Below are 16,423 nucleotides of genomic sequence, written 5' to 3'. Positions count from 1 at the left end.
CCGCGTCGCCGCCGCGAACCTATCCCTGGATAACCGCCCCATGACTGCCAGCGCCTTCCTGTCGGCCAATGTCCTGCTCGCCTACACCGCCTACTTTGTCGGCACCGCGAGCCCCGGCCCGAGCAACCTCGCCATCATGTCGCTCGCCATGGGTTCAGGCCGCAAGTCGGCTTTCGCCTTCGCGCTTGGCGTCATGTCGGGTTCGTTCTCGTGGGCGCTGCTAGCGTCGCTGGGCCTGTCTGCGGTCCTTGCCACCTATTCGCAACTGCTGGTAGCAATCCGCGTCGTGGGCGGTGTGTACCTGCTCTGGCTCGCGTGGAAATCGGCCCGCTCGGCCCTCACGCCGCTGGTGCCGATCACCCGCACTACGCGTGCGCCAGAATCTTCGCGACGGCTCTACGTGCGCGGCCTGTTGCTGCATCTCACCAACCCCAAGGCGATTCTGGTCTGGCTGTCGATTGTCTCGCTCGCCGTTCCTGCAGCAGGCGGCGCTGGCCGCACGGCTCCCGTCGTACTCGGTTGCATGGCGATTGGCGTGTTTGTATTCAGCAGTTACGCCGTGCTGTTTTCAACTGAAACCGCACGCCGCGTGTACGGTTCGATCCGGCGCTGGCTAGACGGCTCACTCGCCGTCGTGTTTAGCGTGGCTGGTCTCAAACTTCTGACTTCGCGCAGCTAGACGAACGAAGCGCGGCCTGCGCGTGCAACGCGTGTTAGCCTTGCGCTACTGTGGCGGATGCCACATGAGCGCAGCGCTACGGACATGAGATGAGCAGTCGGCAAACACAGGACGGGCAGAACACAGCGCAGCAGCACACGCCGTTGCAGATTCGTCTTTATGTGGCAAGTGCGGTCATTCTTGTGGTGGGCCTGATCGGTGCCGCCATCATTTATGTCGCGGCCCCAGCCAGGGACAGCGCAGAACTGATCTACGGCGTCGCCAACAACCAGCAATATCTGCTCGAACTGCAGCGCATCGGCGGCACAGCCGAGGTGGCGTTGGCTGAGTTTCATCAATGGTTCGACCGCCTGTGGCATGGCAAGCCGCTTGCGTATACGGTGGCGTTTTTATGTGTTGTGCTTGCTGGCGCCTGTATTCTGGCGGCCCGTAGCCGGTTCTTCGAACCGGCATATGAAGAGACTGACGATCAGGACTAGTCCAGCGGGATCGCGGAACATGGCTGGTCATGCAGGCTGGGAGCGCAACGCATGGACGGCACGTCCCTCGTGCGCACCGTCACCTGAGTCGATCGCTAGATCACGCGGTGGTTGCCGATCCGCTCCACCTCGCCCAGTCCGTTGATCACACACGCCTGACCGATCAGTTCCTCCCAGCTCAGTCCGGCATCTCCAAGTTGTTGCGCCGTCAAACTACCGCTGGCCACACCGATAAACACCCAGTACTGCAGCGGCCGGCTGCCAACGCCGAGCCCACCGGCATCCACGACCACGCCGAAATGCTTCTGCGCCCGATAGTGTTCGGGCCTGGCGTTCTTGTCGTCATCCGACTTCCATTCCTCGATAAAGCTGTCGTAGCGATTCGCGCGCAACGCCACGAAATCATAGGTCCACGCGTCGTTGAACACGGATTCGAGGAATGCCCGCCGCGCGCCCTCTGCACCCATTGCTTTGCACATCACGCCTAGCAACCCGCTATTGAGGTTCGATGTCGCATCGTTGAAGTGGGGCGGCAGGCCTACGACGATCCAGCTTGCGACAGCGTCTGCGTACCCGGTGACCGGTTGATCGAACTCCATGCGAATGCCGCGTGCGTCCCAATCCAGGAACTCCCGCATCAGGCATTCGACGTCATCCGCAAACACCCATTCATCGAGCTCGGCCCGGGCCCCGCCTGGATCGTCGCCTCCGCAACTGATGGCAAAGCGCGGTCGGCCGATCGCGTTGACGTATTCTTCGAATTGGGCACCACTTGTAATGACGGATCTAAAGACCGTGGTAGCGTGCGATGCGACTTTCATTGAAGATCTCCCGGGGGAACGTTCCTGGTGACAGACAGCACCGGAAAGAAAGTCCACGATACTCAATTTTTTATGCGCAGGGAAGCCATTAAATATAAATAAGTTTTACTAACCATTTTTTCCGGTTTCGACAACCGAATTAATTTAATCAATATTTTCATTCGACGAAACGCCACGCCACGCAAGCCTCTCCGCCAAATGAATATGAAAGAAAGTCGTAAACTTAAACAAGACTTTTAAAATCTTCGTCCGAATAAATTTATCTTTTATCGAGTCTTTTTCCAGCCAGCCGTGAAAATTTGAACTAGACTTGTCACACAGTCCGTTAGCATTCCTTGATGGTTCCCCGCACGTTACGACCATCTCTCGGTCGTGGCCGATGAAACGCCCGCACGTTGCGGGCGTCTTTTTTAAAGGAATGCGACTTAACTCAAGAACATGTCGACGATCACCCCTTTCGTCTGGGTCGAAGGCAGCATCGGCCAGCCGCGTCTGGGTGCAGCGGGTCATCTGCCGCTGCCCTTCGGCGGCGAATGGACTTTGCTTGTTCCGGAAGGCGGCTTGCGTGCCGGTCTGAGGGCATTGCTGCGAACCTTCTGTCTACGCGAAGAGACCATCTGGTCAATGTGTCACTGGGCATCGACGCGGCCTGGGCAGCCGTCTGCCGCCCCGGCCGCGTCAGGGCAACTCTGCGTGACGGCGCTTGATGAGCATGTGCCAGCGGCCTCGTCTGCGGTACGCGTGGCGGCGGATCTTCCCGCGGTACATCAGTCGTTTGCAAACCGTTCCGCCACGCGCGCAGCCAGCTTGTGCGCGATCGGGGGTGCAGCGATTCTGGCGTGCATCGGCATCGCCTATCTGTCGCATCAACATGCGAAACGGGACACTGCAGCGATGCCGCAACCCGGGCTCGCCAAAGGCGGTCGCATATCCGCACCCCTGCAAGTACCACGACATGGCGACACCAGCCAGGCCACCGCACAAAAATTCGTGCCAACGGCTTCGCAACCGCGCCTGGAAGAAACAGACCACACACGTCACGGCTTGCGCGAAACGAAACACGCACGACGGCATATCGCTCATACATCCGCTACGCGGGCAGTGAAAAACAGGCAACATGCTGGTCACGCAGTATCGTCGGTCACGTCACATCGACTCACCCATGCAAGCCACACGCACCGGTCGTTGGCGCGGGCATCGGCAGCCGGCAACTACTCGCCATTCGCGCCCGCCAGACTGGGCCACGATGAATATGCCACCATCACGATGCCAACGGATGCGCGTGCGAGCCATGAAACACTCGCACCGCCGCCAGCGCGTCGCGACAACGTGAGCGATACGGAATGGATGAACCACATTTCGCAGCGGCGCGTCACCGAAGTACCCGACGAATTCTCGAAGTAGCACTCGCACATCGAGAACCGACGCCAAACACACGCTGCGGCCAAACCCAAACCAGCGCTATATCACTCCCGGCGTCGACACCTGTGGCGTCACGCCCACTGCAGCCAGTGCCTCATGCATCGTGCTGAAGACGCACGATGCCTTGACCGCTTCCGTAATGCCATGCCGGTCCATGTCCGAGCGCAGATAGCGGTTCACGCGCGCGAACACCACCTCGACATTCTGCTGCTTCAGGAGGTCAAGCAGATCGTTCAATGAGCGTGCTGCCGAATAATCGAGGTCTGTGATAGCACTCGCGTCCACGACAAACCAGCGCACCTTGCTCGGTGCCTGGCCGATCAGCGCGCGCACATCTTCGACGAAGAAATGGTCGTTGGCATAGAACAGGTCCGCACCGAAGCGATAGACGATCAATCCCGGCGCGGTCTGCGTGCCCGGCCTCGCCGGCACCGGTTGCCAGCGTCCACCGGCGCCGGGTGCCAGCATCATCGTATGCGGCCTGTAGCTGTGCCGCACGTGTCGCAGCAACGAAAGCACGACCGCCAACAGAATCCCATGCTCGACACCGAGCACCACCACAGCAAGCGCCGTGATCACGGCCAGCGTGAACTCCCCTGGCGTTTCGCGGCGGATCGCCCTCAGGCTTTGCACATTGATGAGCCCGATCGCAATCGTGAACACGATGCTGGCGAGGATGCAGTGCGGCAGATATTGCAGATACCGGCTGAAAAACAGCAGCACCACGACGACCACGCCCGCAAACGCCAGTTGTCCGAACTGACTGCGCGTGCCGGCACGCTCGGCCATGGCGGTCTGGGTCGGGCTGCCGTTCACCACGAATGCGCCGGAAAAAGCAGCCACGGTATTGGCCGCCGCCAGCCCGAGAATGTCGGCATTCAGATCGACTTCCTCATGATAGCGCTGCGCAAACACGCGCCCGGCGGCCGCGCTCTGGGCGACGATCATCACGAAGCAGGAGGCCGCCACCGGCAGCAGTTCGACCATCTGGTGCCAGCTCGCAACCGGCAGCCGGAACGGCGGAAGACCACCAGCGACTGGGCCGAGAATCGAAATCCCGTGTCCGGCGAAGTCGTAGAGGTCGCTGGCGGCGATGCCACCCACCACCGCCAGCAAAGGCACCGGCAAACGCGGCGAGAAGCGCTTTGCCAACAGAATGCAGACGACCACGCCTGCTGAAACCGCGAGGGTCGGAAAGCTGACCTGCCCCAGATGACTCGCGATCTGCGCTAACTGGGCCGTGCTGTGCGACGACGTGAAGGCGATGCCGAGCATATCGCCCAGCATCGCGATGCCCACCTGCACGCCTACGCCCGCGAGAAAGCCGACCAGTACGGTACGCGACAGAAAGTCGGCGAGAAAGCCGAGTTTAAAGATCCGGGCCACCAGCAACAGCACGGCAGTCAGCAACGCAACCATGCCGGCCAGTGCAACGTATTGGGCGCTCGCGAGCGGCGCCATGGTGGAGAGCTGGCTGGAGAAAATGGTCGCAGTCGCCGAGTCTGCAGCAACCACCAGGTGCCGTGACGCGCCGAAGAACGCGAATGCCACCAGCGGCAGGAATACGGTATAGAGGCCAGTCACAGCCGGCATGCCGGCGATGCGCGCGTACCCGAGTACCTGGGGAATATCCATCGACGCCAGCGTGATGCCGGCAAAAGCGTCGCGCAACGCAGACGCACGATCAAGAGGGAGGATGCCTTTTAGCAGGCCAAAGCGCCTGGCCAGTTTTTCTGGGGTCTCTTGCATGCAGGAATGGGGTCTTAATCAGGTGGCAATCCCGCATCGTGCCGCGAGTGGGCACTTCAACGCAAGACTCGATTGCCAATCCATCAAGACAGCGGCCAGTCCCGGCTAGCGCCTGAGCTGCCCGGTACGCGGGTCGACGATCCTGGCAAAGCCGAACAGTGCCGCGATCAGGAGCGGACATGCAATGAGGAAAGTGACCAGCATCTTTCACCCCGTAACAAATAATTTTCCGCGAGTGTAAAGGATCGACCGTGCTTTTAAATCAGGTAAACCCCGCAAAACAAGGGGTCCAGGCAACATTCGGCCCACATTTGGCACACGCCCTCTACCTGACGCGACCGAAAGCTCTCTTTACCGCCATCAACAGGACGCCTACGAATCTTACGGTGCCGAAAGCCATGACTTGGCACTCGAATAGCAGCCAGACAGACCCACCAGGCAATGCGCAAGATGTCTCGGACGAACAGCCACGCAACCCCGGTCAAACGTCGTTATGCCCCATGAATTCTGCCGATTGCCCGGTACACCTTATAATCGGGCATGACTTTATCTCCGCTCCAAGCCCCCTTTTCACAGGCGGCCATGCTTACCCGCCCCGCCGTCCTCCGTCGCGCCGCCGTTGCCGTCCCGTGCACAGTGCAGGCGGTGGCCGCATGAAAACACCCAAACGCCTGCTCCCACTCGTTGAAGAAGGCCTGATCGACGAAGTCATCAGCCAGTTGATGAGCGGCAAGGAAGCCACCGTCTACGTCGTACGCAGTGGCGATTCGACCCGTTGCGCGAAGGTCTACAAGGACGCAAAACAGCGCAGTTTCCGCCAGGCCGCCTCGTATCGCGAGGGCCGCAAGGTCAAGAACAGCCGTGAAGCGCGCGCCATTGAAAAAGGCAGCCGTTACGGCCGCGAAGTGCAGGAACAGCACTGGCAGAACGCCGAGGTCGACGCGCTGTTCCGTTTAGCCAACGCCGGCGTGCGCGTGCCGCAACCGTATATCTGCACAGACGGCGTCCTGTTGATGGAACTGGTGACCGACGAAGACGGCAACGTCGCGCCGCGTCTGAACGATGTGGAGATGAGCGAAACGCGTGCGGTCGAACTGCACACGCGGCTGCTCAACGAAGTGGTGCGCATGCTATGCGCCGGTGTGATTCATGGAGATCTGTCCGAGTACAACATTTTGCTCGCCGCGGACGGCCCGGTGATCATCGACCTGCCGCAGGCCGTCGACGCCGCCGGCAATCTCGAAGCGCCCGCCATGCTAGAGCGCGACGTGGACAACCTGGCGACGTACTTTGGCCGCTTCGCACCGCATCTGCTAACTGCGAAGTACGGCAAGGAGATCTGGGCGCTATTCGAGGGCGGCGGCCTGCACCCTGAGGTGCAATTGACCGGGCGTGTCGAACTCGACACCACGCCGGTCGACCTCGATGCGGTACTGCAGGAACTCGAAGACACGCGTCTCGAGGAAGAAGCTCGCGTGCGGCATGAGCAATCGCTGCGCGAGGGCAGCTAAGCGCACCTACCGGGCCACCACGCGCTGCCGTGGCGCGCCCACCGAGGCGCGCATCGTCACCGTCACGGGAAACTCGCGGAAGATCTCCCACGAGGTTCCATAGCATTGATTCACCAGCCAGCGTACCGCGTTCTGCGTCAGGTCCGCAGTCGGAATATGCACTGAGGTCAGCGCGGGCGCTGCATACGCTGCCGAGTAGTCGTCGTCGTAGCCGATCACGGAGACGTCGTTCGGCACCGAAACACCTGCCTGCTGAAAGCGCGCCAATACGCTGATCGCCATTGTGTCGTTGGCGCAGAACACCGCGGTAAAGGACCGCTTCGAGTCGAGCAGCGTTTGCGCGGCTGCATAGCCGCCCTCCGGCGAGAAGTCCGATTCGATCAAGGTCACGTCCGCCCGTTCGATGCCGTGGCGCGCCAGTTCCGCAAAGAAACCGTCGACACGCGCCTGATTGTCCGAAGCACTAAAGGGCCCCGAGATCACCGCAAGCTCGCGATGCCCATGCTCGAGCAAGGTGCGTGCGGCCAGTTCGCCGCCGCGCCTATGATCCGCGCAGAACGACGCCTCCGGCAGCTGACCGAACGAGCGATTGAGAAACACCATCTTTGGGTGCATGCGATGCAGACGGTTGAGGTCGTCGTCATGCAGGTCATGGCTGATCACGATCACGCCATCGCAGTCGCGGCCAATCAGAAACTCCACTGCTTCGAGCGCCTGCTCGCGCGGCGACGACTCGCCGCAACCGGTCGCGACGACGACGTGCCGGTGCACCGCGCGCAACTCGGTATCGGTCTGCTTGAGGATCGTGCCGTAGTACGAACCGAAGAAAGTCGGCACGAACAGGCCGATCATGCCGAGCGACTGCGTCGCCATGGCGCGGCCGATCGAGGATGGCCGGAAATTCAGCGCCTCGATGGCGGCCCTGACGCGGCGCTCGGCGTCGGCCGAGACCGGTCCTTTGCCGGAAATCACCCGCGATGCCGTCGACATGCCGACTCCGGCTAACTCCGCCACGTCTTTCAGGGTTGCCACACGCGCTCCATCAAACCGTGCCGTTCACAGACGGGCGCCACCAGCCTCGTCGAACAGCGAAATATGTGCGCTGTCGAGCGAAAAGGCGCGCGCCTCCCCTACCTCGATGGGCGCTTTGTCCTGATCGATCGACGCGATCTGGGCGCCATGATAATCGAGCCAAATAACCCGGTGGTTGCCCATCGGTTCGATCAGCGAAACGGTGCCGCGCTCTGTAAAGTCGCCGCCGACGCGCACATCCTCGGGGCGCACGCCCAGCACGCAGGGCCGCGTCGTATCGGGGAGCGCCTTGAACGGATAGCGCGACACGTCGAGGTCGAGATGGTCTGTGCGAAAGCGCATGCCCTCCTCGCGCCGCTCCAGCCGTCCTTGCAGCATATTCATCGCGGGCGCGCCGAGAAAGCCGGCCACGAACAGATTATCCGGCCGCGCATAGACTTCGGCAGGCGTGCCGATCTGCTGGATCACGCCACCCCGCATCACAGCCATGCGGGTAGCGAGCGTCATCGCCTCCACCTGGTCGTGCGTGACGTAGATCATCGTCGCGCCGAGCCGTTGATGCAGCTGTTTCAATTCGCGGCGCAACTCGGTGCGCAGCTTGGCGTCGAGATTCGAGAGCGGCTCGTCGAACAGGAACACGTCCGCTTCGCGTACGATTGCGCGGCCAATCGCCACGCGTTGACGCTGGCCGCCGGACAGTTGCGCCGGCTTGCGTTTGAGCAGCGGCCCGAGTTGCAGCATCTCGGACGCACGCGTCACGCGCCGTTCGATCTCCGCCTTCGGCGTGCCGTTGATACGCAGTGCAAACGACAGATTGCGCTCTACGCTCATGGTCGGATACAGCGCATACGACTGGAACACCAGTGAGATGCGGCGATCTTTTGGATCGGCCCAGGTCATATCCTCGCCGCCTATTTCGATGCTGCCGTCGGTGACATCGATCAGGCCTGCAATGCTATGCAGCAAGGTGGACTTGCCGCAGCCCGACGGCCCGAGCAGCACGACGAATTCGCCCGCATTCACATCGAGATCGAGCGACTCGATGACCGTGTTCGCGCCCAGCTCGATGCGCAGATTGCGGACCGATACGTTCGATACGTTGGTCATGCCCCTATCCCTTGGCCTACCCTTTGACTGCGCCCGAAGCGATGCCGCGCACAAACCAGCGGCCCGAAATGAAGTAGATCGCGAGCGGCACCATCGAAGTGAGGATGGTCGCCGCCATGTTGACGTTGTAGAGACGCTCGCCCGTAGTGGTATTGATGATGTTGTTCAGCTGCACTGTCATCGGCAGGTTCCTGGTTCCCGCGAACACCAGCCCCAGAATGAAGTCGTTCCAGATGCCGGTGACCTGCATGATCATCGCAACCACGATGATCGGCGTGGACATCGGCAACATCAACTGCAGGAAGATGCGCCAGAAACCGCCGCCGTCGACACGGGCCGCCTTGAACAGTTCAAGCGGGATCGACGCGTAGTAATTGCGAAACAGCAGCGTCATGATCGGCATACCGAAGATTGTATGGATCACCACGATGCCTGGCAGCGAACTGAACAGGTGCACGCTCGCCAGCACGCGCACAAGCGGATAGACCATCACCTGCACGGGGATAAAGGCACCCATCAGCAGAACGGCGAACAGGATCCCTGCGCCGCGTGGCCGCCAGAACGACAGCGCATAGCCATTCACCGCGCCGATCGCGATAGAGAGAATGGTGCTGGGCACCACAATGCGCACGGAGTTCCAGAAACCGACCTGAATCCCGTTACAGTCGAGGCCCGTGCAGGCCGATGCCCACGCATCACGCCACGGCGCGAGCGTGAAATGCAGCGGCAGCGCCAGAATGTTGCCTACGCGGATCTCGCTCATCGGCTTGACCGAGGTGACGAGCATCACATATAGCGGCAACAGGAAGAACAAGGCCGCAGTAATCAGGAATGCGTAAATGCCGAAACGCGCGGGCGTGAAGCGCGAGCGGCGTTTCGGCCGAGGTTTGGGCGTAGTTGCGATTGCGGGTTTGCCAACTGAAGATACACCGGAAGGGAGCGTATTCATCAAACGTCCTTTCGGAAGGCGGCGCGACTGCGCACATAGAAGAACGGCGCGAGAATTGCCAGCACGGTGGTCAACAATACGACCGACGCCGCGGAGGCAAGTCCGATATTGGCGCGGCCAAACAGGTAATCCATGATGAACTTAGCCGGCACTTCGCTCGCCGTGCCAGGGCCGCCCAGGGTCATCGCTACCACTGCGTCGTATAGCTTCACCACCATCACGAACAGCAGCACGAATGCGGTGGACATCGAGGTCTTGAGCATCGGCACCACGATACTCGCATAGACCCGCCAGCGTGGAATGCCGTCGATGCGTGCCGCCTTCCAGATCTCGTCGTCGATGCCGCGCAGGCCGGCCAGCAACAGCGCCATCACGAGCCCGGAGGCCTGCCAGACCGTGGCGATCACGAGCGTATAGATCACCCAGTCCTGATCGACAATCCAGTCGAAGCGTGCGTGCGCAAAGCCGATGCGATGCAATACCTCCTGTATGCCCAGTTGGGGATTGAGAATCCACTGCCAGACGAGACCGGTGGCGACAAACGACATCGCATACGGATACAGAAATACCGTACGCAATGCGCCCTCTGCCACCACTCTCTGATCGATAAAGATCGCCAGCAGCAAACCGATCACCATGCACGCGATGATAAACAACACGCCATAGATCACGATGTGCTGCAGCGACACCATCCAGCGATCGTTCTGAAACAGCCGCACGTATTGCGACACCCCGGCGAACCGATCGGACGGGAACGTGCGCGACAAGGTAAACGATACCTTAGCCGTCCATAGCATCGTGCCTAGGTAGGCAAAAACGACCGTCACCACCATGGGCAACAGCGCAATCCAGGCGGCGAACGGCCAGCGCCGCCCAAGCGGCTTCGACCGCCTCGCCGGTCGTCGAGATGCCGAGGCCAGGCCGAGTGCGCGCATCGCGGTGCTCAGCTCTTCAGCGCGCTGGCAAACGCCTTTTGCGCATCTTCAGCCGACTCGTTCTTGTTCCAGAAGTTGGTGATGACGTCGGTCAGCGCACCCTGAACGTCCGGCGAAATCAGCATTTCCGGATTCGGCAACTGGCGCGACTTGTCCTTCATGATCGCAATGCCCTCTTTCGCGCAGATATCGAGGCTCGAGGTATCCACGTCCGGACGGATCGGGATCGAGCCTTTCTTCGCGCTAAAGGCCACCTGCGCCTCAGGAGAAGTCATGACAGTCGCGAGCAGGTTCTGCGCCTTGATCGCGTTGGCGTTGTCTGTCTTCGGGAATACGAAGACGTCGCCCGCCACCATATACGGCGAATGCGGACCAAAACCCGGGAAGCAGCCGAAGTCCTTGCCCGCCACCTGGTTGGCCGCCGAGAACTCGCCCTTTGCCCAGTCGCCCATGATCTGCATGCCCGCCTTGCCCGAAATCACCAGCGCCGTCGCATCATTCCAGTTGCGGCCGGGCGAACCCGGATCCACGTAGTTGTGCAGGCGCTTGAAGGTGGTCAGCACATTCTTGAAAGCGGCCGAATTCACCGCATTCTGGTCGCGGTCGCGATACACCTTCATATAGAGGTCCGTGCCGCCGACATCGGCAAACACCGCATCGAAGGTGATTTTTTCCTGCCATGCCTGGCCGCCCAGCGCGAGCGGAATGTAGCCGGCGGCTTTCAGCTTGTCGAGATCGGTGAACAGTTCATCGAAGGTCTGCGGCTCCGCTGCAATGCCCGCCTTCTTGAACGCAGGCTTCGAATAGAAGAACCAGTCCTGCATATGAATGTCGACGGGCGCGGCATAGAAGTGCCCGTTGACCTTGATAGACTCGAGAATCGACTGCGGGAAAATGGCGTTCCAGTTTTCCTTGGCGGCTACCGTGTCGACATTGTTGAGCATGCCCTGATCGATCAGGTCATGAAACTGCTTGGACGTATTGAACTGCGCTGCTGTGGGTGGATCCCCGCCTACGATCCGGTTGATGGCGGTGGAGCGTGCCTGATCGGCGCCGGCCACCGCGTTATCGACCCACAGGCCGCCGGCCTTGTTGTACGCATCCGCGAACTGCTTGATCGCGGCAGATTCGCCGCCCGAGGTCCACCAGTGGATCACGTTGGCCTTCAACGGATCGGCATGGGCAACCACGCCATTGAGAGCGAGGGCCAAGGCAATGCCGCTCAAGAGTTTCCTTCTGCAGTTCATTCCGTCTCCTTGAGGCTTTGCGCCTTTTTGTTTCCGGTCGACATACAAACCAGCTCAGCTTGTTCAGTTACGTGCCTCAGTTGAGTGACTCAGTTGCGTGCCTTACGTTCTGCCAGGAACTTTGCGATCAGCTCGGCACTGTGTTTGATGGTGCGCTTTTGCGTATCGTAGTCGACGTGCACCACGCCAAAGCGCCGTTCATAACCGAAGGCCCATTCGAAGTTGTCCATCAGCGACCAGACGAAATAACCACGAATATCGACGCCAGCCTTGACCGCGCTGTCCACCGCTGCAAGGTGGCGCTTGAGGAACGAGATCCGTTGCGGATCGTCGACGCGGCCCTCGATCACCTGGTCATCTGAAGCCATACCGTTCTCAGTGATATAGATCGGCGGCAGGTTCGCGTAGTTCTTGTTAAAACCGATCAGGAGATCGCGCAGCCCATCAGGGTGCACCTCCCAGCCCATCTGCGTGCGCTCGACACCTTCCAGCGGGACCTCGGCAAAGCCATGCGCGCCGTCGCTCTTCACGTTGGTGCGGAAGTAGTAGTTGATACCCAGGAAGTCGAGCGGTGCGGAAATAGTCTTCAGATCGCCGTCGAGCACCAGCGGCTCGGTACCCGGCCAGAGTTCGAACAGATCGTCCGGATACGCGCCCTTCAATAGCGGGTCGAGAATCCACGCATTGTGCTGAACTTCGAACAGATGCGCGGCGCGGCGATCAGCAGCATTTTCCGAATTTGCGGTGCCTCTGCCCACGTTGGCGACGATCCCTTTCAGCGACGCCGGATCATTGGCGCGCAACACCGGAATCGCCAAGCCGTGTGCAAGCAGCAGATGATGCATGGCCTGGGTGGCAAAGCGCGCATTCGACAGACCCGGCGCATGATGACCGTTACCGTAGCCGAGATATGCCGAGCACCACGGCTCGTTGAGGGTCATCCATGCATCGACCTGGCCCGCGAGTTCGCGGCTCATCAGGTCTGCGTAGTCGGTGAAGCGATACGCGGTGTCGCGGTTGAGCCAGCCACCGCGATCTTCCAGATGCTGCGGCAAGTCCCAGTGGTACAGCGTAACAAAGGTCTTGAGGCCCTTCTCCTTGAGACGGCCGAGCAGGCGCTTGTAGAAGTCGAGGCCCTTCTGGTTCGGTTTGCCTTGTTCGTCCATGACGCGCGGCCATGCAATCGAGAGACGATAGGCCTCGAAATTGAGCGAGCTCAGGAGGTCGAAATCGGCTTCCCAGCGATGATAGTGATCGCAGGCCACCTCGCCTGTATCGCCGGCCAGCACTTTGCCTGGAGTGGCTGAGAAGGTGTCCCAGATCGACGGCAGACGCCCGTCTTCATGAACGGCTCCCTCGATCTGATACGACGCGGTAGCCGCGCCGAGCAGGAACTGCTTGCGCCAGAGCACCGAATCGGCCGATGGCGAGAACGGATCACCGTTCAGGTCCTGGGACAGCGCGGATACGTCGTTTGCCACAGATTCTCCTTTGTCGACCAGAGCCGGCGCTCGAGCGCGCCACTCTGATCCCATGCAATTCGTTATGCAGAACCGCTGAGACCGGTTGGGTGGAAGCTGGGTGGAAGCGCTTCCACAAGACCTGCGAACGATAGCAGCGGCCAATTCCATGCAGCAATCAGGGTTTGTCTGGATGGGGGTGTTCTGCAATGATGGGGCTAATGGCTGGCATGGCGGAATTGCGCTCGCGGAACTCAACGCTTCGCAGAAACTCAGCACTGAAAGCACGATCGCAACGCGCCCGCCACCACCGCATTTTTCCACCAAGCGATCGGATTTTTGCGCGATGTTTACACCGCGGGGTCTACTCTAGTCACTGTGTTGAACAACCACAGCAGCGAATCTGATCTCATGGCACTTCCGCAAACACTCCAGGTCTACGACGCCGGAACTCACCGCGCGCAACCCGCCTCACACCACAACGTCATCCCCTTTCCTTCGCCACGCGTACTGTTGCCGGTGACGCTGCTCGGCGACTCCGAGCGCGACGCCCGTGCACAACTCAAGTCGCTATTGCACTCGCCGCTAGGCGTGTATGTGGTCAGCACCGAGGTCGTGCACGACCATGTTCACCTCGACCTCGATATTGCTCCAGACGACCTCGACTTCACGATGCACGCATTGATTACCTCGCTGCCCTACGCGATGATCGGACCGCTCAGGCGCCGCAACGCCAGCAAGGAGGCGCGCTAATCATGTATTCAGGCATCTGGTTGCCGCTCGTTACGCCGATGCGCAACGGCGAGGTCGACATCGACGCGCTACAGCATCTGGCGGAGTACTACTCGCGCACCGAGATCAGCGGCATGGTGGCGCTGGGCACAACCGGCGAAGCCGCGCTGCTGTCCGAGACCGAACGTGTCACGGTGCTGCAGGCTATCACCGACGCAGTTGGCAGCCGCCTGCCGGTACTGGTCGGCGTCGGCGGGTCGGACACACGCGAAGTGATCCGCGAGCTACGCCGCTATGAACATTGGGACTGCAGCGGCTATCTGGTCTCACCCCCTTCGTATATCTGTCCCGATCAGGCCGGCGTGCAATGGCACTTCGAACAGATTGCGCTCGCAACCGACCGCTCGATCGTGCTGTACGACGTACCGCATCGAAGCGGCGTCGCCATCGCGCCTGAGACGGTCGCGCGCCTGACCGAACTGGACAACGTCGTGGCGATCAAGGAGTGCGTAAAAGATCACTTCGACAAACTGCATAGCGCGCCCATCAGTCTACTCTGCGGCACGGACGATGCGTTCCTCGACTGCCTGCGTTCCGGCGGCGCGGGTGGGATTCTCGCCAGTGCGCATGTCTGCGCCGATCTGCTGATCGAAGTGCAGGCGCTCGTCGAATCGGACCATGTAGCAGAAGCGCAAACGCTCTTCACGAGCCTGCTGCCGGTCATCAAGCTGCTGTTCTCCGCGCCTAACCCGTCTGCGATCAAGGCCATGCTGGCGTTCGATCACCCCATGACGGACGAGACGCGCATGCCGATCACGCGAGCCTCCGCGCAAGTGGTGGCGAGCCTGGGTACTGCTCGCGAAGCTTTGCAGGATTTGCGCGCGGAGTTTGCTGGAGCGGCTCACTAAGCCGACTCAGTGAGTTGACTCGATGAGTCGACGCACTAAACGGGCTCGCCAGGCTGATTAGTGTTACTAACCGGCTCAATAGACAAGGGCCGCGCTTTCTAAAAGCGCGGCCCTTATCGCTTCCCGTCAACCAGGCTCTATCAAGCCGCCTCGTACTCGACAAACAGCTGGCAGACGGCATGCTCATCTTCGCAGGCGTGAAGCTGTTCACGGAACTGCTGGTCGCAAAATCGCTCCGCCACTTCCGCCAGCAGACGCAAATGCGCGGTATTGGCCCATTTCGGCACGAGCAGCACCACGATATCGCCAACCGGTTTTCCGTCCGGTGCATCGAAGGCGATCGGCGTGGCCGGCCTGACGTACAGCACCATCGCCTCGCGCAGACCCTTGATCTGGCCATGCGGAACCGCCACGCCCTGACCCAGTCCTGTCGAGCCCATCGCTTCTCGCGCGGCAAGGCCGGCGGTCACAGCGTCCGCCGGCAACCCATAGCGTTGCTGGAAAAAGCGGCCGAGTTCGTCGAACAGAGCTTGCCGGTCCGCGACGTCCAGACCGAGCAGCACGTGATCCCGCGACATCAGTTGTGCGATTGCGCTACCTGCAACGGCATTCTCATCCTCCTGCGACACCGCCACTTCAGACTCGCTGGACACGTTGATACGTGGCGGCGTCTCGGCGTGCATCAAGCCACGCCAGCTATCGGTAACCGTATCGGGGACTTCGAACAGTTGACCCAATTCCGCCGTGGGCGCCAGAACGGCCACCCGCTGGATCGCTCCATCGACTGCGGTCTTGGGCAAATAGAGAGAAAGCCGCACGCGGCCCGTTCCGGGCAGTGGCGCAACCCGGATGGTCCAAGGCTGGTCGCCGCAGTCGCGGGTCAGCGCCTGGCGTAAAGGTGTGGCGTGTTGTGCGTCGAGCGTGACGTGCATCATCACGTTGCGGCCCGCGGGGGCGTGGGATCGGGGTTGTACCCGGCTCTTGCCTGTTCCGAGAAGAGCCCGCAGGCTTGTCATTGGGTGCGCCATGTCGCGCCTCGTTTCAATTGCCTGATCTCAGGCTACACGAATTGGCGTTAAGCTCGCGTAAAAATTTCTCGGCATGGCCCAACCGCTTTTCCCGTCGCGCTCAGCGCGTGCGAACGCGACCGGAAAAAAGGTCGGAATATCATGCCGCCTGTCTCAGAGGCCGAGAATGCGCCGGGCTTCGAGTTCCGCCAGCTCGAGCGCAGCATCGGAGCTGCGCATCGGCCGGCCACAGCCACGTCCAGTGATCTGTTGCAGCGTCTTTTCGTTACGCGTAGTGGTCACGCGAAGCGCGCCTTTGAACATCTGTCCCGGAGCGGGAAACACGCAGGCCTCTACGGTCATGTTTCCCCTGGATTGTTTGAAC

Annotated in this window: 16 protein-coding genes; 6 read left to right on the top strand and 10 right to left on the bottom strand. The window is 60.8% G+C overall.

Annotated features, from left to right (window positions below; genetic code table 11):
• The first annotated feature begins 40 nt into the window (after positions 1 to 40).
• Both P3T20_RS29635 and P3T20_RS29630 read left to right on the top strand, forming a co-directional pair.
• The gene (locus P3T20_RS29635; protein WP_429288623.1) at positions 41 to 679 is read left to right on the top strand and encodes a LysE family translocator; all 639 of its coding nucleotides are present in this window, start codon (positions 41 to 43) and stop codon (positions 677 to 679) included.
• A gap of 89 nt (positions 680 to 768) precedes the next feature.
• The gene (locus tag P3T20_RS29630; protein ID WP_429288622.1) at positions 769 to 1,158 is read left to right on the top strand and encodes a hypothetical protein; all 390 of its coding nucleotides are present in this window, start codon (positions 769 to 771) and stop codon (positions 1,156 to 1,158) included.
• A gap of 95 nt (positions 1,159 to 1,253) precedes the next feature.
• Here the strand turns inward: P3T20_RS29630 and P3T20_RS29625 are convergent, their stop codons facing one another.
• Positions 1,254 to 1,979, bottom strand: coding sequence for a hypothetical protein (locus P3T20_RS29625; protein WP_429288621.1), 726 nt, complete (start codon positions 1,977 to 1,979; stop codon positions 1,254 to 1,256).
• Positions 1,980 to 2,417: 438 nt separating this feature from the next.
• Here P3T20_RS29625 and P3T20_RS29620 point away from each other — a divergent pair, with 438 nt between their 5' ends.
• Positions 2,418 to 3,383 (top strand): hypothetical protein, encoded by a 966-nt coding sequence (locus P3T20_RS29620; protein WP_429288620.1) that lies wholly within the window; start codon positions 2,418 to 2,420, stop codon positions 3,381 to 3,383.
• Between the two features lie 57 nt (positions 3,384 to 3,440).
• Here the strand turns inward: P3T20_RS29620 and P3T20_RS29615 are convergent, their stop codons facing one another.
• Positions 3,441 to 5,150 (bottom strand): SulP family inorganic anion transporter, encoded by a 1,710-nt coding sequence (locus tag P3T20_RS29615; RefSeq protein ID WP_429288619.1) that lies wholly within the window; start codon positions 5,148 to 5,150, stop codon positions 3,441 to 3,443.
• A gap of 653 nt (positions 5,151 to 5,803) precedes the next feature.
• On the opposite strand from P3T20_RS29615, the gene P3T20_RS29610 reads away from it, so the two are divergent.
• Entirely contained in the window at positions 5,804 to 6,661 is an 858-nt protein-coding gene (locus tag P3T20_RS29610) for a PA4780 family RIO1-like protein kinase (protein WP_074268133.1), read from the top strand.
• A 6-nt stretch (positions 6,662 to 6,667) separates the two neighbouring features.
• Here the strand turns inward: P3T20_RS29610 and P3T20_RS29605 are convergent, their stop codons facing one another.
• The 6 genes from P3T20_RS29605 to P3T20_RS29580 form a co-directional block, all read right to left on the bottom strand.
• Positions 6,668 to 7,693, bottom strand: a complete 1,026-nt coding sequence (locus P3T20_RS29605) for a LacI family DNA-binding transcriptional regulator (protein ID WP_074268132.1) — start codon at positions 7,691 to 7,693, stop codon at positions 6,668 to 6,670.
• A gap of 24 nt (positions 7,694 to 7,717) precedes the next feature.
• Positions 7,718 to 8,800 (bottom strand): ABC transporter ATP-binding protein, encoded by a 1,083-nt coding sequence (locus P3T20_RS29600; protein WP_429288618.1) that lies wholly within the window; start codon positions 8,798 to 8,800, stop codon positions 7,718 to 7,720.
• A 16-nt stretch (positions 8,801 to 8,816) separates the two neighbouring features.
• Positions 8,817 to 9,749, bottom strand: a complete 933-nt coding sequence (locus P3T20_RS29595; protein WP_429288617.1) for a carbohydrate ABC transporter permease — start codon at positions 9,747 to 9,749, stop codon at positions 8,817 to 8,819.
• Positions 9,749 to 10,684: a carbohydrate ABC transporter permease gene (locus P3T20_RS29590; RefSeq protein ID WP_429288616.1), complete on the bottom strand. Its 936-nt coding sequence runs from the start codon at positions 10,682 to 10,684 to the stop codon at positions 9,749 to 9,751. The genes P3T20_RS29595 and P3T20_RS29590 overlap by 1 nt, the downstream gene beginning before the upstream one ends.
• A gap of 8 nt (positions 10,685 to 10,692) precedes the next feature.
• On the bottom strand, positions 10,693 to 11,931 hold the full coding sequence (locus P3T20_RS29585; RefSeq protein ID WP_074268128.1) for an ABC transporter substrate-binding protein: 1,239 nt from the start codon (positions 11,929 to 11,931) through the stop codon (positions 10,693 to 10,695).
• A gap of 89 nt (positions 11,932 to 12,020) precedes the next feature.
• Positions 12,021 to 13,412 (bottom strand): GH1 family beta-glucosidase, encoded by a 1,392-nt coding sequence (locus tag P3T20_RS29580; protein WP_429288615.1) that lies wholly within the window; start codon positions 13,410 to 13,412, stop codon positions 12,021 to 12,023.
• Positions 13,413 to 13,802: 390 nt separating this feature from the next.
• Here P3T20_RS29580 and P3T20_RS29575 point away from each other — a divergent pair, with 390 nt between their 5' ends.
• Together P3T20_RS29575 and P3T20_RS29570 are read left to right on the top strand one after the other, a co-directional pair.
• On the top strand, positions 13,803 to 14,144 hold the full coding sequence (locus tag P3T20_RS29575; RefSeq protein WP_074268126.1) for a hypothetical protein: 342 nt from the start codon (positions 13,803 to 13,805) through the stop codon (positions 14,142 to 14,144).
• A 2-nt stretch (positions 14,145 to 14,146) separates the two neighbouring features.
• A complete protein-coding gene (locus P3T20_RS29570; RefSeq protein ID WP_429288614.1) occupies positions 14,147 to 15,031 on the top strand; it encodes a 4-hydroxy-tetrahydrodipicolinate synthase family protein in 885 nt (294 codons plus the stop codon).
• A 140-nt stretch (positions 15,032 to 15,171) separates the two neighbouring features.
• On the opposite strand, the gene P3T20_RS29565 is transcribed toward P3T20_RS29570, so the two are convergent.
• Together P3T20_RS29565 and P3T20_RS29560 are read right to left on the bottom strand one after the other, a co-directional pair.
• A complete protein-coding gene (locus tag P3T20_RS29565; protein ID WP_429288613.1) occupies positions 15,172 to 16,059 on the bottom strand; it encodes a PTS sugar transporter subunit IIA in 888 nt (295 codons plus the stop codon).
• A gap of 153 nt (positions 16,060 to 16,212) precedes the next feature.
• Positions 16,213 to 16,401, bottom strand: a complete 189-nt coding sequence (locus P3T20_RS29560) for a hypothetical protein (RefSeq protein WP_074268124.1) — start codon at positions 16,399 to 16,401, stop codon at positions 16,213 to 16,215.
• Positions 16,402 to 16,423 lie beyond the last annotated feature (22 nt).

Source organism: Paraburkholderia sp. GAS206C (assembly GCF_050435645.1).
GTDB lineage: Bacteria > Pseudomonadota > Gammaproteobacteria > Burkholderiales > Burkholderiaceae > Paraburkholderia > Paraburkholderia phenazinium_B.
This window is presented reverse-complemented; position numbering and strand designations above follow the sequence as displayed.